Below are 21,694 nucleotides of genomic sequence, written 5' to 3'. Positions count from 1 at the left end.
CCTCTGCGCACGTGGGGAACACCCGGGTTGGACCCTGAGTTGCTCGTACGACGGCTCAACGCGGTGCCCCGGCCGGAAGTTCCCGGCCGGTGCCCTCACCAAACAAGACGTATCAGCGGCCATTTCGGTTGAATCAGTTCTCCTCGATCACAGCGATCGGGTCCCCGTCGCGGACGACTTCGCCCTCGGCGACCTTCAGCTCGACAATGGTCCCGGCCACCTCGGCCAGCACCGGGATCTCCATCTTCATCGACTCCAGGATGACGAGGGTGTCCTCCGGCCCCACCGTGTCCCCGGCCCGGGCGGTGACTTTCAGCACATTGGCCACCAGTTCCGCCACCACGGTATGACTCAATTCGCACTCCTCCGGTCCGGATCTCTGCCTCGATCCTAGGCCTCCCCGACTGCGGCCTGGCGGGCCCGGTACGACGCGACGCGGGTGCGGCTGGAGCAGGTCGGCGAGCAGAACCGGCGCGGTCTGCGCTCGGCCGGGTTCACGAAGACACGCTCGCAGTCCGGAGCCGCGCACGCGTCGATCGCGGCGAACCCGTGCCCGGCCGCGAACCCGGCCAGCCCCAGGGCGGTCGAGGCGGCGAGCCACTCGCCCCACGTCGCCTCGGGTTTGGCCACATGCAGGTGCCACGGCGACCCGTCATGGTCGGACAGATACGGGCGTACGGCGTACTCCGCGAGCAAGTCGTTGAGGACTCGGGCCGCCTCGGCCGGGTCGGCGTGGAACACCGGCCGGATCCGCTCGCGGACAGCCCGGACCGCCGCCAGATCACCGTCGTCCAGCGTGATCGGGTCCGACTCACCATGCTCCAGCAGGAAGGTGCGGACATCGTCAGGCTCATTGAGCCGCTCCGGGTCGCGGGTGCGCGTGTTGACCAGATCGACCGCGAGCCGGATCAGCCGGTCCGGCGTCTGAATCTCCACCACTTCTCCCTCTCGTAACGTATTTGCTAGCGTAACGCGTAACAGCAGATATCTCGTTACAGGAGGTCGGCGTGCCCAGCTACTACGTCGCCGCGACCCTCGCCAGGCTCGCTGACGAGATGGTCGCGTTCACGCTGGTGCTGCTCGTGCTGGAGCGCACCGACAGTCCAGCGCTCGCAGGTCTCACCGGGGCCGCCTACGCCTTGCCGGCCGTTGTCACCGGCCCGCTGCTCGGTGCCTGGCTCGACCGGACGCCGTACCGTCGCTCCGCACTGGCGCTCAACCAGGCGGTGCTCGGTGTGGTGATGCTGAGCCTTCTCGGCGTGGTCGGCCACAGTGCGCACTGGGTCACTCCGGTGCTGGCGGCTGTCGCCGGGGCGACGCTGCCGATGGTGAGTGGTGGGTTCACGAGCATGCTGCCGAGCCTCGTCCCGCAGGAGCGGTTGGCTCGCGCCAACTCGTTGGAGGCCGCGAGCTTCGGAGCGGCCACGATCACCGGTCCGGCGACCGCAGCGACCATCTCGGCGGTGTTCTCGGTGGAGACCGCCGTACTGGTCATCGCACTGGCTGCGACGCTGAGCATCGTCGCCATCACCCGACTGCCCGCACTCCCCCGGGCTGTGACCGGTGGCGAGCCGTTCATGGCCTCGGTCATTGGCGGACTCGCCCATCTGGCGCGCACACCGCGGCTGCGGGCGTCCACGGTCACGACCACGTTGCTTCTGGGTGTGATGGGCATCCTGCTGATCACACTGCCCCTGCACATGAAGTCGCTCGGCATGCCGACGTCGGCTGCGGGCTACCTGTGGACCGCACTGGAGGTCGGCAGCGTCACCACTGCTCTGGCGTTAGGCCGACTCCAGACGCGCTGGCGTCCGGAGTACGTCGTGATGGTGTCCGTTGCGGCGTACGGGCTGGCCATGCTGACGTGGCCGCTGGCCGGGTCCTTCGGCGTACTCCTGCTGCTGGCGGCTGTCGCCGGACTGCTGCAAGGGCCGACCATGCCGGCCATGTTCGCGGCGCGTCAGCAATACAGCCCCCAGTCACTGCAGGGCAGGGTCAGCACGACCGCAGCCAGCCTGCGCGTGGGCACTGCCGCGCTCGGGCAGGCTGCGGGCGGCCTCCTGGTACCGGCGATCGGCACTCACAAGGCCTTGCTCGTCGTAGCCATCGGACTGGTCGCCGCCGCGGTCTTGGGTCGCGTGGCAGGCGTCCAGACCAGGGAGCCTGTGCTCAGTGGAGGATGACGGAACGGGTCAGACTGCGCGGCTGGTCCGGGTTGAGGCCCAGAGCCAGTGCCTTGGCGACTGCGACGCGCTGCGCCACGACGAGCGACGCCATCGGGTCCAGGTCCGCGTGGTGTACGACGGTCGCACCGGTGGCAGTGACGTCATCGAGCAGACCGGCCGGCGACTCTCCGAAGATCCAGACGCCGCGGCCCGGCTGCGCGATTGCGATCGGGCCGTGCCGATAGTCCATCGCCGGGTACGCCTCGGTCCACGCGGACGCGGCCTCACGCTGCTTCAGCGCCGCCTCGTGCGCCAGGCCGACAGTCCACCGGGTGCCGACGTACGTGAGCTGCTCCAGCTTGGCCAAGTCGTCCACGTTCACGGCCAGCGCCGTCTCCGCGTCCGCGGCCGCCTGCTCGAGGTCCTGGCCCAGTGACGCCCGCAGCAGCGCCAGCGTGGTGGTCGCGAAGCGGGTCTGGACGACGGACTGCTCGTCGGCGAAGTCCAGCATGATGATGTGGTCGGCCAGCTCGACGATCGGCGAGTCCGGAGTGGCGGTGATCGCGATCGTGGGGAGGTCCGTCGCCCGGATCAGGTCGAGCACCTCGGTCGTCGTACCGGACCGGCTGATCACGACCACGGCGTCGTACGTCCGGCCGGCCGGGAACTCCGAACCGGCGAACGCGTCGGTCTCCCCCTGGCCGAGGTCCTCGCGCAGGGCGGCGTACGCCATCGCCATGAACCAGGACGTGCCGCAGCCGACCGCGGCGACCCGCTGACCGGCCTTCGGCAACGCGCCGCCGTACTGCGCGAAACCGGTCGAAACCTGCCGCCAGAGGTCAGGTTGAGTGGCGAGCTCAGTGCTCACACATGGCGTCGACGTCATCATGTCTCCCTAGATGTCATGGTCGAAACTGCTCGAACGTGATCGAATGGTGCCAACCAGCCGCCACCCGGCTGACCGATTGTGTGAAGGAGGAGCCCCGGGTGAAGCGTTATGAACGCCTCAACACCTTGCTCGAGTCGCTCGCCGAGAAGGGCGCCATCGACGTCGACGAGCTCGCCGAGCAGTTGCACGTCTCGGCAGCCACGATCAGGCGCGATTTGGACCACCTCGGCAAGCAGCAGCTCCTCACCCGGACCCGCGGTGGCGCGGTGGCCAACGCGGTGTCGTACGACCTGCCGCTGCGCTACAAGACTGCGCGTTTCGCGTCCGAGAAGCAGCGGATCGCGCAAGCCGCGGCCACTTTGGTCCGCCGCGGCATGGTGATCGGGATGAACGGCGGCACCACGATCTCCGAGGTGGCCCGCACGCTGGCGACCCGGCCGGAGCTGTCCGCCGAGCATGGCGAACCCGCGTTCACCCTCGTCACCAACGCGCTGAACATCGCCAACGAGCTGATCGTCCGGCCGCACGTCAAGATGGTGCTCACCGGCGGCGTGGCCCGGCCGCAGTCGTACGAGATGATCGGGCCGCTGTCGCACCGGATCCTGGCCGACCTGTCCCTGGACATCGCTTTCATCGGCGTTGACGGGATCGACGAGACCGGAGCCACCGCCCACCACGAGGGCGAGGCGAACATCAACCAGCTGATCGTCAGCCGGGCCGCCAAGGTCGTCGTGGTCGCCGACTCCTCCAAGCTCGGCCAGCGCGCGTTCGCGCGGATCTGCGAGCTGAGCGAGATCGACACCCTCGTCACCGACGCGCAGGCCGACGAGAGCCAGCTGGCCGTGTTCAAGGAAGCCGGCATCGACGTCATCCGCTCCTAGGACCCTCAACACGCCGTACCTCCCTCCCGTGGGTGACTCAGGTCTGCCGAGGTCGATCATATCTGACTCAAGTGGCAGAGTTATGAGCAAGAGTACGCAGTCCCAGCGCGGGAGACACGGAATGCGGCCCTCGTGCCGCTAGGCTTCTGACTCAGCATGAGTAGCGCAGCGGCAGAACCTTGGGAGGGCATCATCGCCACCGGCATCGACCCGACGTCCTGGGCATACGCCGAGGACTACACCGGTGAGGACGAAGTCGTCACCGGTGCGCGGGCGAGTGCCGAGGACAGCGGCATCGCCGCGATCGGTCCCGGCGCATCGGCCGCACTGAGCATGCTCGCGGCCGGCGTGAGCGCCAAAGCCGTGGTCGAGATCGGCACCGGCACCGGCGTCTCCGGGCTGGCCCTGCTGCGCGGGATGCGCGCGGACGGCACGCTCACCACGGTCGACATCGACGCCGAGAACCAGCGGCTCGCCCGCAAGACGTTCCTGGACGCCGGCGTCCCGTCGAACCGGTTCCGCCTGATCGCGGGTTCCGGGCTCGACGTGGTCACCCGGCTCACCGACGGGCACTACGACCTGGTCTTCTGCGATGCGGACCGGCGCGAGAACACGGCGTACCTGCACGAGGCACTGCGCCTGCTCCGCCCCGGCGGCCTGGTCGTCTTCGCCGGCATCCTCACCGGCGGCCGAGTCGCCGACCCCGCTCACCGCGACCCCGACACCAACGCCCTCCGCGACCTGCTCCGAGCAGTCCGCGACGACGACAACCTGGTCTCAGCCCTCCTCCCCACCTCCGAAGGCCTCCTCACCGCCGCCAAACGCCTCAACTGAGCGCCACACAGAGCTGACCCGCCGAACGTTGGGCTGCTGCGTCTCGACAGGCTGCTCTGGTCGCAGACGGCGTACCCCTCCGCCGACATGCCAGCAAACCGGCAGTGATGCGCACCCGCTGGCAGGTTATCCAGCCGATAGCGCACTGTAACCCGCCAGTCGGCAAAGACCGCGCTACCGGTGCCCTCGGCAACCAACTGCTGTCCACGTGCGGCTGGACAGGAAGTATCTCGCCGACAGGTAGTGCAGCTGAGCGCACATGGCGGCCTGTGTACGGTGTCTCGCAGGTGCACTACCTGTCGAGCTGTACACCGCCTCGGTCAGAAAGGCCGGCTGGGGCCTTCAACCCGTCAGGCGGGTTAGTTCTGCGGTCAGTTCGTGCCAGTGGGGGCTTTGGGGGTCTATCAGGTCGTAGTGGCCGGCGCCTTCGACGCGGTTGAGGCGGGCGGTGGGGTGGGCGGTGAAGTAGGACTCGGTGACGGAGAGCGGGACGTGGCTGTCGACCGTGCCGTGGATGATGCTGATCGGGGCGATCGCGGCGGGCAGGTGCACCGGGTCGAGGTCGTTGCGTACGCCGTCGCCGATGAAGTCCTGTACGGCGCCCTTGTCCAGGCCGAGCCGGTCGGCCATCACGAGGTCCGCGACCGGGGCCAGCGCGACCAGACCGCGGAGCCGGACCGGGTTCAGCGTCGAGGCTGCCCACAACGCCAGCTGTCCCCCTGCCGAGTGGCCGACCAGCACGTAGCCGGCGTGGACGTCGACCAGGTCCGGCAGCGACTCGATCGCCGCACGGACGTCCGACGTACTCGCGTCGGGGTCGCCGGGCTCGCGACGGTACTCCAGGGACACCACCGGCCAGCCGAGGTCGGAGATGGCCTCACCGAGGGGGCGGGCGTGTTTCCGGTCGTACTCCGGCCGCCAGAAGCCACCGTGCACGAACACGATCAGCGGCCGGTACTCCTTGGCATGCCAGTAGTCGATCTTCTGGTCCGCGTGGTCGCCGTACCGGAGCTCCTCGTCGGGCTCACGGGCCGCGCGGGTCAGAACCGATCGGTCTTCACTCATCAGACCTCCCGAGGCTGCTCTGACCTCCCGAGAAAGTGCAGAGCGTTCGTGGACAGCAGCTTGTGCCGCTGGTCCGCGGACAGGAAACCGGCTTTCCGTACCACCTCCCCGACCGGCCGCTCGCCCAGTGGATACGGATAGTCACTGCCGACCAGTACCCGATCATCTCCCAAGGTATCGACAAGTAGCCGCAAAGGCGCTGATTCGAACACGACCGTGTCGACCACGAACCGATCCAGGTAGTGAGAGGGTGGGTGCTCGGAGCAACCACGCACGATGTCACCGCGCCGGTGCCAGGCGTTCTCCAGCCGCCCCAGCCAGAACGCGAAACTCCCGCCGCCGTGGGCGAAACAGATCCGCAGCGACGGCGGCAACGCGTCGAAGGCCCCGCCGAGGATCATCGCCAGGACGGACAGATGCGTCTCGGCCGGCATCCCGGTCAGCCAGCGGGCCATCCAGCGATCCAGCCGCGGACCGGCCGGCATGTCCCACGGATGCACCAGGACCGGCATCCCGGTCTCCGCGCAGTGCTTGAGAAAGGCAACGATCCCGGCGTCGTCGAGGTCCTTGTCGCCGACATGGTTGCCGATCTCGACACCGGCGTGACCGGCGGCCCGGCACCGGTCGACCTCGGCGCAGGCGGCGTCCGGATCCTGCAACGGCACCTGGCAGAACGCGACGAAGCGGCTGTCCCCGGCGAGCGTCTCGAGGGTCAGGTCGTTGAAGATCCGGGCCAGCTTGACGGCCTGGCCGGCAGGCCGGTCATAGCCGAAGAACACCGGCGTCGGCGAGACCACCTGCAGATCGATGCCGTCGGCATCCATGTCGGTACGGCGTACGGCGGGATCCCACGCCTGGGGACCGATCGGGCGGAACTCCGTCGAGCCGACCATGATCATCGCGGCCCGCTCGGAGTCGATCCGCAGCCACGGCCAGCCGTCGCCGCCGCACGCTACCGAGAGATCCGGCCAGCCCTTCGGCACCAGGTGCGTGTGGACATCAACAGCCATCAGGCCTTACCCGGGTGCAGCGTGCCGCAGTCCGGGCAGGTGCGCGCGTCCTCGCTGTCGTAGAAGGCCTTGAACACCGGTGGCAGGTCGGCCACGATATCGGTCACCTGGAGCTCGACCTCGTGCACGATCCCGTTGCAGTTGGCGCAGTACCAGCGGAACTTCTCCAGCGTGCCCGGCTCGCGGACCCGCTCGATCACCAGTCCGATCGAGTCCGGCCCGCGCTGCGGCGAATGCGGCATGTTCCGCGGCAGCACCCACATCTCTCCCGCGTTCACCTCAACGGTGGCGGGGCCGTCGTCGGTGACGACGTCGACCCGGAGTTCGCCTTTGATCTGGTAGAAGAACTCCTCGTACGGGTCCACGTGGAAATCGGTGCGCTGGTTCGGACCGCCGACCACCATCGTGATGAAGTCGTCCCCGGTCGGGAACATCTGCTTGTTGCCGACCGGCGGCTTCAGCAGATGCTTGTTCTCCTCGATCCACTGCGGGAAGTTCGTCGACTCCAGATTCGCCATGCCCTACTCCTTTGCACCTTGCGGGATCGCCGCTACGGCCTGGATCTCGATCAGCAGCTGGGGATGCGGCAGCTGATGGACTGCGACGGTCGTCCGGGCCGGCCCGGACTCGTCGAAGAATTCGCCGTACACCTCGTTGTAACCCCCGAAGTCGTTCATCGACACCAGGTACGTCGTCACGCTCACCAGGTCATCGAGTCCGGCGCCGACCGCCGCCAGGATGTCCCGGATGTTGTCCAGCACCGCCCGGGTCTGCACCTTGATGTCCAGCGACACCGTGCCGAGTTCGTCGACCGAGGCACCCGCGATGGTGTTGTCCGGCAACCGGCTGGAAGTCCCCGACACGAAGGCGAACCCACCGCTCACCTTCACGTGCGGAAACCGCCCCCGCGGCACCGCCTTCCCCGCCACCACCGTCGCGTCGGCCATGTCAGCATCCTTGCCCACCACCCACCATCCGCCAAGTACCTGCCGCACCGGCGTCGCGTGGCCACTCACCCCTCCCTCCACTACGATCGAACGGGTGACCGACGAGGACTTCTCGCTGCAAGACATCCTGGAGTCCCGGGACGCCGGCACGTTCGTCGGGCGCACCGAGCCGCTGCAGCTGTTCGAGCAGAACCTGGCGCTGCGGCCCAACGATCCCCGCCGCCGCTTCGTCGTCAGCCTGTACGGCGACGCCGGCGTCGGCAAGACGTCGCTGGTCCAGCGCTGGCAGGCCGCCGCGACCAAGAGGAAATGTGCCACCGCGTACGTCGACGAGGCGTTCGACGTACTGTCCGGGATCGAGCAGCTCGCCCGCGGTCTGGCCGCCTCCGGGTCCGCCTGCCGCGGTTTCGACAGCAGGTTGAGGCAGTACCGCAAACTGCGTCTCAGCGTCGACTCCGATCCTGGCGCCCCGTCCGGGATCTCGTCGGTGCTGACCCGGGCGGCGGTCCGGCTCGGGATCCGTGCGGCCGGCGAGATCCCCATCGCCGGCGTGCTGGCCGGTGCGATCGACGAGAACGAGGTAGCGTCGCGGGTCGACCAGTACCGTGCCTACCTGGCCGGCAAGATCACTCGGCACGACGATCTCGAGCTGCTGCTGTCACCGGTCGAGGCGCTCAGTACGGCGTTCGTCACCGATCTCCGCAAGATCGGCCAGCGCCGGCAGATCGCGCTGTTCATCGACACCTTCGAGCGGACCGGCCCCGCCCTCAACGGCTGGTTGCTGGCCCTTCTGCGCGGCACCTGCGGCAAGTTGCCGGCCGACATCGTGGTGACGGTGTCCGGTCAGCATCCACTCGACCCGAACCAGTGGGCCGGCCTGCGGAACCTCCGCGTCGACATCGAGCTGCAGGTGTTCACGGAGGCGGAAGCGCGCGAGCTCCTCGCCACCCAGCAGATCGTCGATCCCGGCACCGTGGACGTGATCCTCCGGCTCTCCGGCTGTCTGCCGATTCTCGTCGCCCTGCTGGCGGAATCGGCGGCTCGCGGCACCGCCGGATCGACGGATCACGCCGAGACCGCCGTCGATCGCTTTCTCCGGGAGGTGCGGGACAAGGACCGGCAGGCGGCCATCCTGGCCGGCGCGATCCCCCGCCGGCTCGACCGCGACATCCTCGAGGTGGCCGCCGGAACGACCGTCGACCTCGATTCGCTCCGTCGTCTCCCCTTCGTCTCCGCCCACGCCGACGGCTACCGCTACCACGATGTCGTCCGTACGCCGATGCTCCGCTCGCTGCGGCGCGCCTCGCTCCCCGACTGGACCGAACGCCAGAAGGCCCTGGCCGACCACTACCGCGAGCGGCTGGCAGAGCTCGATCTCGGTCCCACGAAGCGCTGGCGGGACGCCCGCTGGCGCGAGCTGAAGCTCGAGTCCACGTACCACAAGCTGTGCGCGGGCGGCGTACCCGAGCTGCCGAACGCACTGGAAGGGCTGATCGACGCCTACGGCCGGACCAGCGACAGCACGGCCAAGTGGGCCCAGATGATCGCCCAGGCCGGCGATGACTCCGACACCGACGAGATCCGGTCCCGCGGCGAGCAGCTGACCATCCTGCTCCAGGGATCGACGAGCGACGAACTGCTCCTCCTCGACGGCCTCGCCCTGGATCCGCTGCTGAGCACCTACCACCGAGCGGGCGCCCTCACCGAACGCAGCCGGCTGCACGAGCGCCTGAAGGACTACGAGGCTGCCCGGCGGGACCTCGACCGGGCGGACGCCCTGCTGCCCGGCCGCAGCTGGATCGTCGGCCCGCGCGGACGGATCCACGCCGATCTCGGCGACTACGACAAGGCCTTCGAGGACCTCGGCGAGGCCATCCGGATCGCCCCCGACTACGCGGGTGCCTACTCCTCCCGGAGCTCGATCAGCCGGCGTCTTCGCAAGTACGACGCCGCCCTCGAGGACATCGATCGCGTGATCGAACTACGCCCGGGCGACGCCTACTACCTCACGGTCAGGAGCTCGATCTACCGGGACCTGCGACGCTTCGCCGAGGCGAAGACGGATCTGGATCATGCGCACGCCCTGGCACCGACAGACACCTGGGTCCTGCTGTCCCGGGCCCGGCTCTGGCGCGATCAGCGGATGGAGCGCGAGGCGCTGGCCGACCTCGACAAGGCCGTCGAACTCGACCCGCAGTACACCGCGGCACTCGACGATCGGGCCGATATCCTCCTGTCCCTGGGGCAGTACGCCGACGCACTGGCAGATCTCGACCGAGCGATCGCGGCGGATCCGGGCGATCGGTGGTCGTTCACGATCAGAGCCCGGGTCTACGAGCGCTCCGGCGAGTTGTCGCGAGGGGTGGCCGACTTCACCGCGAGGATCCGGACCGATCCGGACAACCCGGTCCTGCTGCGCGCGCGAGCCGACCTGCATCTGAGCGCGCGCCGGTACGACGATGCGCTGCGGGATCTCGACCGCGCCCTCGAGTTGAGCCCCGACGACCTGTCGGCGCTCACGACGCGGGCGCTGGTGTACGACCGGTCGGGCCGTCGCTCCCGGGGACTCGCCGACCTCGACCGGGTGCTCGAGCTCGATCCGACCCGTGGTCCGACGTTCGGGATCCGGGCCGGGATGAGAGCCGCCGCGGGCCAGTACGACGGCGCGGTCGCGGACGCCGAGCGCTCCCTCGAACTCGACCCGTTGTCGGCACTGGCGTTCGACCAGCGTGGGTCCATCCGGCTGGATCACGGTGATCTCGACGGGGCCTTGGACGACCTCGATCGAGCCATCGAGCTCGATCCCACTCTCGGTTCGGCGCTGGTCTCACGGGCCCAGATCGCAGAACTGGAAGGCCGGTACACGCAGGCGCTGGCGGACCTGGATCGTGCCGTCGACGTCGCCCGGCGGAGCGCCGGGGCGCTCTCGCGGCGCGCCAGAGTGCACGAGCGGCTCGGAAACCTCGACGCGGCCCGCGCCGACCACGACCGCGGGGTGATGATCCCCCGCAACCAAGGCTGGGCCTTGATCTACCGCGGCCAGTACTTCCTCCGCGTGGTCGGCGACCACTCGGCGGCCTTGCACGACTTCACCCAGGCGATCGACCGGCTCCCGCGGACGGCGACCGCCTGGATCGGGCGGGGCGAGACCTACCAGGCGATGGGTAAGACGGCCGCCGCACTGGCGGACTTCGAGCGTGGCGCCGAGCTCAATCCGAAGAACGGCTGGGGGCTGTACCGGCAGGCGCTGATCCGTCTCGACCAGGGCCGCGACGACGACGCGGCAGCGTTGCTCGAGTCGGCGCTGGAGTCACTGGACGATGAGGCGGACCAGCCGCGCCCGGATCTGCGCCGGCTGGTCCGCCAACCCACCTTCCTGACCGCGCTCGGAGCGCAGCGCGACGCGATCAACTACGTGGAAGGCGCACTGGCGGAGGATCTGCCGGATCTGCTGCGCCAGATCGGGGAGGAGCTGACCGAGTTGGGGGAGTTCATCGGCGCGGACAAGGTCGCGCCCGTCCTCGACGTACTGAGGTCAGGTCAGCTCGATGCAGACGTTGGTGGGCTCGGAGTAGAAGGCCAGTGAGTGCGTGCCGCCTTCGCGGCCTACGCCGGACAGCTTCATGCCGCCGAACGGCGTACGGAGGTCGCGGAGGAACCACGTGTTGATCCAGACGATGCCGACGTCGAGCGCCGGGCCGGCACGGTGCGCGCGGCCGACGTCGCGGGTCCAGACGGTGGCCGCCAGGCCGTAGTCGCTGTCGTTGGCCAGCGCGTAGGCCTCGTCCTCGGTGTCGAACGGGGCAATGTGGCAGATCGGGCCGAAGATCTCCTCGGTGGTGGCGCGGGCGTCCTGCGGCAGGCCGGTCACCACGGTCGGTTGCACGTAGCAACCACCGTCGCGGGCGTCGCCGAACGACGGTACGCCGCCACCGGTCAGCACCTCAGCACCTTCGGATCGGGCCAGGTCGTAGTACGAGAGAACCTTGTCGCGGTGCTGTTTCGAGATCAGCGGCATGTTCATGGTGGCCTCGTCGGCCGGCCAGCCGTAGGTCAGCTCGGATGCTCGTTGCGCCAGCCGAGAGCAGAACTCGGTGAAGACCGGGCGCTCGACGTACAGCCGCTCGGTGCACAGGCAGACCTGGCCGCCGTTGGTGAACACGGACCGCACCGATCCCTCGACCGCGGCGTCCAGGTCAGCGTCCGCGAAGACCAGGCCGGCGTTCTTGCCACCGAGCTCGAAGGACACCGACTTCACCCGGTCCGCGGCGACCTTGGCGATCGCCGTACCGGTCGCCGACTCGCCGGTGAAGGTGATCGCGTCCACACCGGGATGCCGGGTCAGGTACTCCCCCGCCGACGACGGGCCGAAACCGTGGACGAGGTTGAAGACCCCAGGCGGTACGCCGGCCTCTGCCATCACCTCGGCCAGCACGGTCGCCGAGGCCGGTGTCTCCTCGGACGGCTTCACCACCACAGCGTTGCCGCAGGCAAGCGCCGGCGCGACCTTCCAGGTGAGCAGGAGCAGCGGCAGGTTCCACGGTACGACGATCGCCACCACGCCAATGGGTTTGCGGACGGCGTAGTTCAGCGCCCGCCGGCCGTCCGGCAGCACGGTCGTGTACGACTCGGTAGCAGCCGTGGTCGCGAAGTCGGCGAACGCACGGAAGTTCGCCGCACCGCGCGGGATGTCGAGCGTGCGGGCCTGGCTGATCGACTTCCCGGTATCACCCACCTCGGCCGCGACGAGGTCCTCGAACCGCCGCTCCAGGCCGTCGGCGACACGGCGCAGTACCACCGCCCGTTCCTGCTCGCTGAGACGTCCCCATGGTCCCTTCAGCGCCGTACGCGCCGCCTGCACCGCCGCGTCCACAGCCGACTCGTCCGCCTCGCAGACGTCGAAGATCTGCTCACCCGTCACCGGGCTCACCTTCGCGAACGTCGAGCCGCTCCCCACGAACTCGCCGTCGACGAAGTTCCGCAGCAACCCCACCGACTTGGGCTGCCCGGTCAGCAGCTCCGGCGTCCACAGACTCATCGCCGTCTCCTCCTCCGTGCGATCCCGAGCAGTACGCCGGCAGCGGCCACGGCACCCAGCCCGAGCACCTGGTGCTGCCGATGGACGCGTTGACGGACTTCGGCGTACGGCGTGGTGGAGAACGAGACGAGCTCGTAGCGGGAGACATACGTGCCGGGGAGCAGGCGTTCCAGGGCGTGCTCGATGCGCTTGGTGAGGCGGAAGACGGGCGACGCGACCTTGTCCCGCATCTCGACGAAGTTGCCGAGCGCCATCTCCGCGATCGCCTCGGAGTTCTCCCGGCGCCGCGCCTCGAACAGCGGCAGCGCCCGGGCCCACGACCCGGCGGTGTCGTCGAGGCAGCGGTCCAGCTCGACCACGTCCTCGAAGGCACAGTTCGCGCCCTGGCCGTAGAACGGCACGATCGCGTGCGCCGCGTCGCCGATCAGCGCGGTCCGCCCGTGCGCCTGCCAGGGCAGCGTGTGCACGGTCCCGAGCACACCGACCGGGTTGTGCAGGTAGTCGCCCACCAGATCCGGTGCCAACGGCAACAGATCCGGGTACGACATCCTGAAGTGGTCCTCGATGTCCACCTCGGAGGTCAGCGCGTCGAACGATCCGGCCGGCCAGAACAGCGTGCAGGTGAAGGACCGATCCGGATTCGGCAGCGCGATCATCATCGACGTACCTCGCGGCCAGATATGCAGCGCACCAGGGTCAAGCGCGAACTCACCGTCGGCCGCCGGGATGGACAGCTCCTTGTACCCGTAGTCGAGGAAGTCGACGTCCTCGGCAACGATGCCCTCGGCAAGCAACTGCTCGCGCACCGCGGACCCGGCGCCGTCCGCTCCGAGCACCACGTCGGCCTCGGCCGAGACCTTCCCCGACGGCGTCGCGAACACCATCCGCCCGGCCTGCGACTCGAGCTCGACCAGCCGATGCTCGAACTCGACCGACACGCCCGGAGACTCCGCGGCTGCCGTCAGCAGCGCGTTGTTCAGTGCACCACGGCTGATCGAGTTGATCGCGCGGTCACCGCCGGCCGAGTACGCCTGGAAGTCCAGCGGTCCGGAGACCGGGTGGATCATCCGGCCCTTCATCGGCAACGCGTCGGCCATCACCTGGTCGACCAGCCCGATCCGCCGCAGCGCATCCAGCCCGCGCTCGGAGATCGCGAGGTTGATGGACCGGCCGCGCTCGGCCTGTCCGACACGCGGGTCCGGCCGCCGCTCGTACAGCCTCACCGACAACCCGCGCCGGGCCAGGAAACAGGCCAGGAGACTCCCGGTCAGCCCGGCCCCGACGATCGCGACCTTCATGCCGGCACCGCCTCAGCCAGAGCCGTCGCCGCCCGCCAGCAGTCGTGGTACGTCGAGTACAGCGGCACCGGCGCCAGGCGCAGTACGTCGGGCTCCCGTGAGTCCGCGATCACGCCGTACTCGAACCGCAACCGCTTCGCCAGCGCACCCGCGCCGTGCGCACCACCGATCCGCACCGACAACTGCGCCCCGCGCCGCTGTGGATCCGTCGGCGTGATGACCTGCAACGGCCGCTCGATCATGACCTCGCTCAATTGCCTCTCCAGGTACGACGTCAACCGCAGGCTGCGTTCGCGCAACACACCGATACCGATCTTGTCGAAGATCTCCAGCGACGTACGCACCGGGCTCATCGAGAAGATCGGCGGATTCGACACCTGCCACGCATCCGCGGACGCGGGTGGTCGTGACTCCGGCGTCATCTCGAAGCGGGTCGACGCCTCGGTGCTCCACCAGCCCTCGAACCGCGGACGGTCGCCGCCCAGGTGGCGCTCGTGCACGAAGGCACCGGCGAGCGCACCCGGCCCGGAGTTGAGGTACTTGTACGAACACCAGGCGGCGAAGTCCACGCCCCACTCGTGCAGCGCCAGCGGGACGTTCCCCGCCGCGTGCGCAAGGTCCCAGCCGACGATCGCACCGGCCGCGTGCCCGGCCTTGGTGATCGTCGGGATGTCCATCAGCTCGCCGGTCAGGTAATTCACCCCGCCCAGCAGCACCAGGGCCACATCGCCGCCCAGCTGCTCGACGACGTCCGCCGTACGCAGGCACTCCTCGCCCGGGCGTGGCCGCAGGCGGATGATCGCGTCGTCGGCGTCGTACCCGTGGAAGCGGGCCTGGGAGCGTACGGCGTAGCTGTCGGAGGGGAAGGCGGAGTCCTCGATCACGATCCGGTGCCGCGAGCGGGTCGGGCGGTAGAACGAAACCATCAGCAGGTGCAGGTTGACCGTGAGTGAGTTCATCACCACGGTCTCGTTCGGCAGCGCACCCACCAGCCGTGACGCCGGTCCGGTCAGGAGCTCGTGGTACGGCAGCCACGGCCGGCCGGCGTCGAGGTGTCCCTCCACACCCAGCGACGCCCACGCGTCGAGGTCCTCGAGCAGCTCGGCCCGGGTCGCGCGCGGCCGCAGCCCGAGCGAGTTCCCGGCGAAGTACGCCACGTCCGGGTACTCGCCACCCTGCGCCGGCGGTACGTCGAACAGATCGCGGTGCCCGGGGTCCGCGGCATCGAGTTCCAGCGCCTCAGCCTCCGCGCTCACGCCTCGGCGACCTGATCCGTCGCGGGCTCCGCCAAGTCGTCCACCTCGGCGGGCTTGTCGGCCGGCGGGTCGATCAGCTGGCCCTTGCCGAGCACGGTGATGCCGCCCGTGGAGACGGTGAAGCCGCGTTCGCGGTCATGATCCGGGTCGACACCGATCTCGACGCCGTCCGGGACGACCACGTTCTTGTCCAGGATCACGTTGACCAGCCGGGCCCCGGCGCCGATCTTGCAGTTGTCCATGATCACCGCGCGCTCGATGTAGGCGCCGGCACTGACGATCACGTTGGCGCCGAGCACCGAGGTCTCCACGGTCGCGCCGGTCACGATCGAGCCCTGGCAGACGATCGACTCGCCGACGGTCGCGTCGTCGGTGAACTTCGCGCCCGGCAGTTGCGGGTGCGAGGTGAAGATCGGCCAGTCGGAGTTGTAGAGGTTGAACACCGGCTGGATCGAGACCAGGTCCATGTGGGCCTCGTGGTAGGAGTCCAGCGAGCCGACGTCACGCCAGTACGAGCGGTCCCGGTCGAGCGCGCCGGGTACGTCGTTGTCGCGGAAGTCGTAGACTCCGGCCTTGCCCTCGGCAACCATCATCGGGACGATGTCGCCGCCCATGTCGTGCCGGGAGGCCGGGTTCGCGGCGTCCTTGCGGAGCGCCTCGACCAGGACGTCGGCGCTGAACACGTAGTTGCCCATCGAGGCGAACGTCTCGTCCGGCGAGTCGGGCAGTCCCGGCGGGTCGGCCGGCTTCTCCAGGAACTCCTCGATGCTCTGTCCGTCCGCACCGGTCTTGATCACGCCGAACTCGCTCGCCCCGGCCCGCGGCACCCGGATCCCGGCCACGGTGACGCCGTTCCCACGCTCCAGATGCGCGGCGACCATCTGGGCCGCATCCATCCGGTACACGTGATCGGCGCCGAACACCACGATGACCTCGGGCTTGAAGTCGTCGATCAGGTTCATCGACTGGTAGATCGCGTCCGCGCTGCCCTGGTACCACTGCGGGCCGAGCCGCTGCTGGGCAGGTACGCAGCTGACGAAGTTCCCCAACAGGGTGGACATCCGCCAGGTGACCGTCACGTGCCGGTCCAGCGAGTGCGACTTGTACTGCGTCAGCACGAACAGGTTCCGGATTCCGGCGTTGACCAGGTTGGACAGCACGAAGTCGATCAGGCGATAACTGCCCCCGAACGGCACGGCCGGTTTGGCCCGGTCCGCCGTCAGCGGCATCAACCGCTTGCCCTCGCCACCGGCCAGCACGATTCCGAGAACTCTGGGCGCCTTTGCCATGTCCGCACCTTAGCTCTGGGAGGCGGCGTGCATAAGCGCTTGCGAGTGTCGCGACACTGGGGGGATGCCAACGCTCATCGAACCTACGGTCGCCGTTCACCGCTCGTTCCTCGCTGCCTGGGACGAGTTCGGGCCGGACGACGAGCGGTGGATGGGTGCACGGGCGATCAGCGGCGACGAGGAGGAGTGGAGCCGCGAGCAGGCCGCGGATCCGGACGAGTTCGCCCGGATGGTCGAGCTGATCCGGATCGAGGCGGATCCGGCCACCGAACTGCGGCCGGACCTGGTCCACCAGAGCGTGCTCTGGTTCGTCGACGGCCAGGAGTGGCTCGGCCGGCTGTCGATCCGTCACGACCTGACCCCGGTCCTGATCGAGCTCGGCGGCCACATCACCTACGGCGTACGGCCGTCGGCGCGGCGCCACGGTCACGCGACCCGGATGCTGACCCAGTCCCTGCCGATCGCCGCCGGTCTCGGCATCGACCCGGTGCTGGTCACCTGCGACCTCGACAACGTCGGCTCACGCAAGGTGATCCAGGCGGCCGGGGGCGAATTGGAAGACGAACGACACGGAAAGCTGCGGTTCTGGGTACCGACACACGTCGCGTGATGACCTAGCCTCGGACGCATGAAGGTCGCCATCCTGACGCGTGAGTATCCTCCGGATGTGTACGGCGGGGCGGGGGTGCACGTGGACTTCCTGGTCCGCGAGCTGCGCCGGCTCCTCGACGTGGACGTGCACTGCATGGGCGAGCCACGTCTCGGCGCGACCGCGCACTCCGAGGACGACGCACGCATCCCGCAGGCGAACGCGGCGCTGCGCATCCTGTCCACCGACCTGACCATGACGGCCGCGGTCGGCGACTCCCAGCTCGTCCACTCCCACACCTGGTACGCGAACATGGCCGGCCACTGGGCCAAGCTCCTGTACGGCGTACCGCATGTCGTGACCGCTCACTCGCTGGAGCCGCGCCGCCCGTGGAAGGCCGAGCAGCTCGGTGGCGGCTACCGCCTGTCCAGCTGGGCCGAGCGGACGGCGTACGAGGCGGCCGACGCCGTGGTCGCGGTGAGCAACGGCATGCGGGACGACGTACTGGACTGCTACCCGGCGATCGACCCGGCCAAGGTGCATGTGATCTCGAACGGGATCGACGCCGACTTCTACCGGCCGGATCCGGCGACCAACGTGCTGGAGCGGCTCGGGGTCGACCTGAGCCGGCCGTACGTGACGTTCGTCGGCCGGATCACCCGGCAGAAGGGCGTCCCGCACCTGCTCCGCGCCGGGCTGCGGCTGGACCCGTCGGTGCAGCTGGTGCTGCTCGCCGGCGCGGCCGACACGGTCGAGCTGAAGGTCGAGACCGATGCCCTGATCGACGACCTCAAGGCGGCCCGGGACGGCGTGTTCGTGGTGTCCGAGATGCTCCCGCGCGACGAGGTCCGGCAGGTGCTGACGCACGCGCTCGCGTTCTGCTGCCCGTCGGTCTACGAGCCGCTCGGCATCGTCAACCTGGAGGCGATGGCGTGTGAGACCGCCGTCGTGGCCAGCGCGGTCGGCGGCATCCCCGAGGTGGTCGACGACGGCGTCACCGGCACTTTGGTCCGCTACGACGAGAACGACATCGACGCGTTCGAGCGCGACCTGGCCGCGGGGATCAACGACCTGGTCGACAACCCGGCCAAGGCGGCCACGATGGGCAAGGCCGGCCGCGAGCGGGCCGTCTCCGAGTTCGGCTGGGACGCCGTGGCGGACCGGACTGTGCAGCTGTACACCAGCCTGCTCGGGTAGGCGAAAGTCCACCTCCAGCCGGGGGCCGAGCACCCTCGTCGCACGCTCGGCCCAGCGGTTGGCTGGAGGCATGACTCCACGGATCACCAAGACCGTTGCCGCCACTCTCGCCACGGCCGCGCTGCTCGCGGCCCCGATCTCGGCGTACGCCGCTGTCACCCAGCCGACGCTCTCGGAAGCCGCCGTCACCAGCGTCCATGCCCCGCGTGGTGCGCTCGTGTCAGCCGTCCCGATCGCCCGGCTGACCGCAGCCCAACTGGACGGAGCCGCGGCCGGGACGGGCTTCGTCGGTACACCGGTGGCCAAGCACGACGTCACGGCGTACCGGTTGATCTATCGGACCGTCGACCCCAACGGCCGGCCCACTACCGCGAGCGGTCTCGTCGTCCTGCCAGACGGCCGCCACGGCGCGCTGACCGTCGCGGAGTACCTGCACGGCACGACCGCGACGAAGGCCTACGCGGCGTCCGTGTCCGAAGAGTCGACCGACCGGCTCGTCACCGCGCTCTTCGCCGGCCAGGGCCTGGTCGGGGTCGCGCCCGACTACCTCGGTCTCGGGCTCGGACCGGGCGAGCATCCGTACATCGACACCAAGACCGAGACGAGCGCGTCCGCGGATCTGCTGCTCGCGGCTCGCACGTTCGCGCTCAGGCATGGAGTCCTCCTCAAGCGCGACGTGCTCGTCACCGGCTTCTCCCAGGGCGGCCGGGCCTCCGTCGCCCTGGGACGGGCGCTCAGCCGGGGTGAGGTCTCGACGTTCCGCCTCGGCGCTCTGCAGGCCGTGGCCGGGCCGTACGACCTGCAAGGGACCGAGCTGCCGGCCGCCTTCAACGGTGGGCTGGCGCCCGCGACCGCCGCGTTCTACCTGGCCTACTTCACCACTGCGTGGAACCGGACCGTCGGCCTGTACGACGACCCGCGGGAGGCGTTCCAGGAGCCGTACGCGAGCACGGTCGAGGGCCTGTTCGACGGGACGCACCCGGACGAGGAGATCGTTGCCGGACTCCCCGATTCCCCGGAGAAGCTGTTCACGCCGGCGTTCATCGAGCGGCTGACGCACCCGACCGGTCGCTACCTGCGCGCGCTGCAGGCAGCCGACCAGATCTGCCACGACTGGACCCCGCGCGTACCCGTCCACTTCTACAACGGCACGAAGGACACCGACGTGGTGGCCGCCAACGCGGATGCCTGTGCCACCTCGCTGCGGGCTCGCGGCGCGAACGTCACCGTCCACTCGATGGGCGCGGTCGACCACGTGGGTACGGCGCTGGCGGCGTACCCACAGATCGTCGGCGCCTTCAGTCGCTGGGCCTAGGTGTCTGATCCCGCTGCTCGGTGGTCTCATCGGTCTGGTCGCTGGATGCGACGAGGCTGCCGAGCAGGGCGAGTGACTCGATGCTCCGGCTTCCGGGTACGGCGTGGAAGACGACCAGCGTCATACCGTCGGTGCCACCGATGGTGAGCTTGTCGGACTTCAGCTCCAGGTCTCCGACGTCCGGATGAGTCAGGAGACTCAGCCGGCCGCGGCGCGGGCGGACGTCGTGCCGCGCCCACAGCTGGCGGAACCGCTCGCTACGCACCGACAGTTCGCCGACGAGCTCGACCAGCCGGGGATCGTCGACCGCCGACCCGAGCTCGGACCGGAGTACGGCGACGCCCTCCTCGGTGAGCTCGTCCCAATCTCGCCGCAGTGCCTGCTCCGCGGGGTCGAGCAGGACTGCGGTGAGCAGGTTGACCCCGACCGCGTAGTTCGGCGTCAGCGCCGCGCCCAGAGCATTGACCGCGAGCACGTCTGTGTACTTGTTCTGCACGTACGCCGGGTTGTTCGGCCACCCGTCGATCAGTTCGCGGATGCTCTCCGGCACAGGCTCGGTCCTGGGTCGTTGCCGCTTCGGGACAGCACGCGGCTGCTCCTGGACGAGCCCGACCAGGTACGCCGTGGCGTCGGCGTCCAATCGCAGTACGTCGGCCAAGGCCTCGAGCACCTGGACCGACGGGTGCCGGTCGCGACCCTGCTCCAGCCGCAGGTAGTAGTCCGAGCTGATGCCGGCCAGCATCGCGACCTCCTCGCGCCGCAACCCCGGCACCCGCCGTACGCCGACCCGTCGGAGCCCGACGTCCTCCGGCCGGACCTGTTCGCGCCGGGCTCGGAGATACTCACCCAGCGCGTTCGAGCTGTCCATGTCGTCCACGGTAGTCGGACCCGACGCGCGGTGACTGGGTCCTGTCACTCCCAGGAACAGCGGGACACTCCCTCCTTGGCCGACCCCGAGGAACAGTGGAAGACATGACGAACTCAACCATCACCCTCGCCGACGACCTCACCATCACCCGGATGGGGTACGGCGCCATGCAGCTCGCCGGTCCCGGGGTCTTCGGGCCGCCGAAGGACCGCGACCAGGCGATCGCCGTACTGCGGGAAGCCGTCGACCTGGGCGTCACGCACATCGACACCAGCGACTTCTACGGCCCGGTCGTGGTCAACGAGATCATCAAGGAAGCCCTGCACCCGTACCCGGCCGGCCTGCACCTCGTCACCAAGGTGGGCGCCCGCCGCGGCGACGACGGCAGCTGGATCCCCGCTCGCGAGCCGGACGACCTGAAGGCCGCGGTCCACGAGAACCTCGAGCACCTCGGCCTGGACGTCCTCGACGTGGTCAACCTCCGCACCCCCGCGCACGACGGCGGCAGCGAGGAGTCGATCGCCGCCGAGTTCACCGCCCTCGCCGAACTGCAGCAGGAGGGCCTGATCCGGCACCTCGGGCTGAGCGGCGTCACGGTCACGCAGATCCGCGAGGCGCAGACCATCGCCCCGGTCGTCACCGTGCAGAACCTCTACAACCTGGTCCGGCGCGATGACGACGACGTGGTCGACTTCTGCGCCGACGAGAACATCGCGTTCGCGTCGTTCTTCCCGCTCGGCGGCTTCAGCCCGCTGCAGTCCGAGACCCTCGCAAAGGTCGCCACCCGCCTGAACGCCTCACCTCAGCAGGTCGCCCTGGCCTGGCTCCTGCAGCGCTCCACCACCAGCATCGTCATCCCCGGCACGTCCTCACTCACCCACCTCCGCGAAAACATCGCCGCCCGAGACCTCGTCCTCCCCACCGACGCAATCACCGACCTCAACGCAATCGGGAGGCCCTAGTGTCGCGTGTTTGAAGTTGGTTTACGGCTGATCTTGGTGAGGATGGTGTCGGCGGTCTTGGTCCAGGTGAAGGGTTTGGCGCGGTTGTTGT

General features: G+C 69.1%; 19 protein-coding genes and 1 pseudogene. 8 read left to right on the top strand and 12 right to left on the bottom strand.

Annotated elements, in window-relative coordinates:
• Nucleotides 1-133 precede the first annotated feature (133 nt).
• Together ACIBG5_RS40090 and ACIBG5_RS40085 are read right to left on the bottom strand one after the other, a co-directional pair.
• On the bottom strand, nucleotides 134-355 hold the full coding sequence (locus tag ACIBG5_RS40090; RefSeq protein ID WP_131359088.1) for a biotin/lipoyl-binding carrier protein: 222 nt from the start codon (nucleotides 353-355) through the stop codon (nucleotides 134-136).
• 35 nt (nucleotides 356-390) lie between these two features.
• Complete coding sequence (locus tag ACIBG5_RS40085) at nucleotides 391-936, bottom strand: CGNR zinc finger domain-containing protein (protein WP_396397206.1); 546 nt, start codon at nucleotides 934-936, stop codon at nucleotides 391-393.
• Between the two features lie 71 nt (nucleotides 937-1,007).
• On the opposite strand from ACIBG5_RS40085, the gene ACIBG5_RS40080 reads away from it, so the two are divergent.
• Entirely contained in the window at nucleotides 1,008-2,183 is a 1,176-nt protein-coding gene (locus tag ACIBG5_RS40080; protein WP_396397204.1) for an MFS transporter, read from the top strand.
• Here ACIBG5_RS40080 and ACIBG5_RS40075 read toward each other — a convergent pair.
• Entirely contained in the window at nucleotides 2,170-3,051 is an 882-nt protein-coding gene (locus ACIBG5_RS40075; protein ID WP_396397202.1) for an SIS domain-containing protein, read from the bottom strand. The genes ACIBG5_RS40080 and ACIBG5_RS40075 overlap by 14 nt on opposite strands.
• A gap of 101 nt (nucleotides 3,052-3,152) precedes the next feature.
• Between ACIBG5_RS40075 and ACIBG5_RS40070 the strand changes: the two genes are divergently transcribed.
• Nucleotides 3,153-3,935 (top strand): DeoR/GlpR family DNA-binding transcription regulator, encoded by a 783-nt coding sequence (locus ACIBG5_RS40070; RefSeq protein WP_112244167.1) that lies wholly within the window; start codon nucleotides 3,153-3,155, stop codon nucleotides 3,933-3,935.
• Between the two features lie 156 nt (nucleotides 3,936-4,091).
• Nucleotides 4,092-4,769, top strand: a complete 678-nt coding sequence (locus ACIBG5_RS40065; protein ID WP_396397200.1) for an O-methyltransferase — start codon at nucleotides 4,092-4,094, stop codon at nucleotides 4,767-4,769.
• A 342-nt stretch (nucleotides 4,770-5,111) separates the two neighbouring features.
• On the opposite strand, the gene ACIBG5_RS40060 is transcribed toward ACIBG5_RS40065, so the two are convergent.
• Genes ACIBG5_RS40060 through ACIBG5_RS40045 form a run of 4 tightly spaced genes read right to left on the bottom strand, consistent with a single transcriptional unit; the run spans nucleotide 5,112 to nucleotide 7,791 of the window.
• Nucleotides 5,112-5,834, bottom strand: a complete 723-nt coding sequence (locus ACIBG5_RS40060) for an alpha/beta hydrolase family protein (RefSeq protein ID WP_396397199.1) — start codon at nucleotides 5,832-5,834, stop codon at nucleotides 5,112-5,114.
• Nucleotides 5,834-6,844, bottom strand: coding sequence for an amidohydrolase family protein (locus ACIBG5_RS40055; protein WP_396397198.1), 1,011 nt, complete (start codon nucleotides 6,842-6,844; stop codon nucleotides 5,834-5,836). The genes ACIBG5_RS40060 and ACIBG5_RS40055 overlap by 1 nt, the downstream gene beginning before the upstream one ends.
• Nucleotides 6,844-7,362 (bottom strand): 3-hydroxyanthranilate 3,4-dioxygenase, encoded by a 519-nt coding sequence (locus tag ACIBG5_RS40050; RefSeq protein WP_396397197.1) that lies wholly within the window; start codon nucleotides 7,360-7,362, stop codon nucleotides 6,844-6,846. The genes ACIBG5_RS40055 and ACIBG5_RS40050 overlap by 1 nt, the downstream gene beginning before the upstream one ends.
• A gap of 3 nt (nucleotides 7,363-7,365) precedes the next feature.
• Complete coding sequence (locus tag ACIBG5_RS40045; RefSeq protein WP_396397196.1) at nucleotides 7,366-7,791, bottom strand: RidA family protein; 426 nt, start codon at nucleotides 7,789-7,791, stop codon at nucleotides 7,366-7,368.
• 94 nt (nucleotides 7,792-7,885) lie between these two features.
• Here ACIBG5_RS40045 and ACIBG5_RS40040 point away from each other — a divergent pair, with 94 nt between their 5' ends.
• Nucleotides 7,886-11,377, top strand: a complete 3,492-nt coding sequence (locus ACIBG5_RS40040) for a tetratricopeptide repeat protein (protein WP_396397194.1) — start codon at nucleotides 7,886-7,888, stop codon at nucleotides 11,375-11,377.
• Here the strand turns inward: ACIBG5_RS40040 and ACIBG5_RS40035 are convergent.
• From ACIBG5_RS40035 to glgC, 4 genes and pseudogenes are all read right to left on the bottom strand, one after another.
• On the bottom strand, nucleotides 11,327-12,829 hold the full coding sequence (locus tag ACIBG5_RS40035) for a 2-hydroxymuconic semialdehyde dehydrogenase (protein WP_396397193.1): 1,503 nt from the start codon (nucleotides 12,827-12,829) through the stop codon (nucleotides 11,327-11,329). The genes ACIBG5_RS40040 and ACIBG5_RS40035 overlap by 51 nt on opposite strands.
• Nucleotides 12,826-14,127 carry an FAD-dependent oxidoreductase gene (locus ACIBG5_RS40030; protein WP_396397191.1) on the bottom strand — a complete coding sequence of 434 codons (1,302 nt, stop codon included), beginning with the start codon at nucleotides 14,125-14,127 and terminating at the stop codon, nucleotides 12,826-12,828. The genes ACIBG5_RS40035 and ACIBG5_RS40030 overlap by 4 nt, the downstream gene beginning before the upstream one ends.
• Nucleotides 14,124-15,383: a kynureninase gene (gene kynU, locus ACIBG5_RS40025; RefSeq protein ID WP_396397189.1), complete on the bottom strand. Its 1,260-nt coding sequence runs from the start codon at nucleotides 15,381-15,383 to the stop codon at nucleotides 14,124-14,126. Before kynU ends, ACIBG5_RS40030 begins: the two co-directional genes overlap by 4 nt.
• 80 nt (nucleotides 15,384-15,463) lie before the next feature.
• Nucleotides 15,464-16,672: pseudogene (gene glgC / locus ACIBG5_RS40020) on the bottom strand (glucose-1-phosphate adenylyltransferase); the annotation flags it as partial.
• 64 nt (nucleotides 16,673-16,736) lie between these two features.
• On the opposite strand from glgC, the gene ACIBG5_RS40015 reads away from it, so the two are divergent.
• The 3 genes from ACIBG5_RS40015 to ACIBG5_RS40005 all read left to right on the top strand — a co-directional run bounded on the left by ACIBG5_RS40015 (nucleotide 16,737) and on the right by ACIBG5_RS40005 (nucleotide 19,773).
• Nucleotides 16,737-17,282, top strand: a complete 546-nt coding sequence (locus ACIBG5_RS40015) for a GNAT family N-acetyltransferase (protein WP_396397187.1) — start codon at nucleotides 16,737-16,739, stop codon at nucleotides 17,280-17,282.
• A gap of 18 nt (nucleotides 17,283-17,300) precedes the next feature.
• Nucleotides 17,301-18,458, top strand: coding sequence for a glycogen synthase (gene glgA / locus ACIBG5_RS40010; protein WP_396397186.1), 1,158 nt, complete (start codon nucleotides 17,301-17,303; stop codon nucleotides 18,456-18,458).
• A gap of 70 nt (nucleotides 18,459-18,528) precedes the next feature.
• Nucleotides 18,529-19,773, top strand: a complete 1,245-nt coding sequence (locus ACIBG5_RS40005) for a hypothetical protein (RefSeq protein ID WP_396397185.1) — start codon at nucleotides 18,529-18,531, stop codon at nucleotides 19,771-19,773.
• On the opposite strand, the gene ACIBG5_RS40000 is transcribed toward ACIBG5_RS40005, so the two are convergent.
• The gene (locus ACIBG5_RS40000; RefSeq protein WP_396397183.1) at nucleotides 19,757-20,641 is read right to left on the bottom strand and encodes a helix-turn-helix transcriptional regulator; all 885 of its coding nucleotides are present in this window, start codon (nucleotides 20,639-20,641) and stop codon (nucleotides 19,757-19,759) included. The genes ACIBG5_RS40005 and ACIBG5_RS40000 overlap by 17 nt on opposite strands.
• Nucleotides 20,642-20,745: 104 nt before the next feature.
• On the opposite strand from ACIBG5_RS40000, the gene ACIBG5_RS39995 reads away from it, so the two are divergent.
• Entirely contained in the window at nucleotides 20,746-21,603 is an 858-nt protein-coding gene (locus ACIBG5_RS39995) for an oxidoreductase (protein ID WP_396397182.1), read from the top strand.
• Nucleotides 21,604-21,694 lie beyond the last annotated feature (91 nt).

The organism is Kribbella sp. NPDC050241, from assembly GCF_044459685.1.
Classification (GTDB): domain Bacteria; phylum Actinomycetota; class Actinomycetes; order Propionibacteriales; family Kribbellaceae; genus Kribbella.
This window is presented reverse-complemented; position numbering and strand designations above follow the sequence as displayed.

Bases quoted from the DNA above. Each gene is read 5' to 3' on its own strand.
- ACIBG5_RS40075 (WP_396397202.1), bottom strand. From the start codon at position 3,051: ATGACGTCGACGCCATGTGTGAGCACTGAGCTCGCCACTCAACCTGAC.
- ACIBG5_RS40065 (WP_396397200.1), top strand. From the start codon at position 4,092: ATGAGTAGCGCAGCGGCAGAACCTTGGGAGGGCATCATCGCCACCGGC.
- ACIBG5_RS40060 (WP_396397199.1), bottom strand. From the start codon at position 5,834: ATGAGTGAAGACCGATCGGTTCTGACCCGCGCGGCCCGTGAGCCCGAC.
- ACIBG5_RS40055 (WP_396397198.1), bottom strand. From the start codon at position 6,844: ATGGCTGTTGATGTCCACACGCACCTGGTGCCGAAGGGCTGGCCGGAT.
- ACIBG5_RS40050 (WP_396397197.1), bottom strand. From the start codon at position 7,362: ATGGCGAATCTGGAGTCGACGAACTTCCCGCAGTGGATCGAGGAGAAC.
- ACIBG5_RS40045 (WP_396397196.1), bottom strand. From the start codon at position 7,791: ATGGCCGACGCGACGGTGGTGGCGGGGAAGGCGGTGCCGCGGGGGCGG.
- ACIBG5_RS40035 (WP_396397193.1), bottom strand. From the start codon at position 12,829: ATGAGTCTGTGGACGCCGGAGCTGCTGACCGGGCAGCCCAAGTCGGTG.
- ACIBG5_RS40030 (WP_396397191.1), bottom strand. From the start codon at position 14,127: ATGAAGGTCGCGATCGTCGGGGCCGGGCTGACCGGGAGTCTCCTGGCC.
- ACIBG5_RS40015 (WP_396397187.1), top strand. From the start codon at position 16,737: ATGCCAACGCTCATCGAACCTACGGTCGCCGTTCACCGCTCGTTCCTC.
- glgA (WP_396397186.1), top strand. From the start codon at position 17,301: ATGAAGGTCGCCATCCTGACGCGTGAGTATCCTCCGGATGTGTACGGC.
- ACIBG5_RS40005 (WP_396397185.1), top strand. From the start codon at position 18,529: ATGACTCCACGGATCACCAAGACCGTTGCCGCCACTCTCGCCACGGCC.
- ACIBG5_RS40000 (WP_396397183.1), bottom strand. From the start codon at position 20,641: ATGGACAGCTCGAACGCGCTGGGTGAGTATCTCCGAGCCCGGCGCGAA.
- ACIBG5_RS39995 (WP_396397182.1), top strand. From the start codon at position 20,746: ATGACGAACTCAACCATCACCCTCGCCGACGACCTCACCATCACCCGG.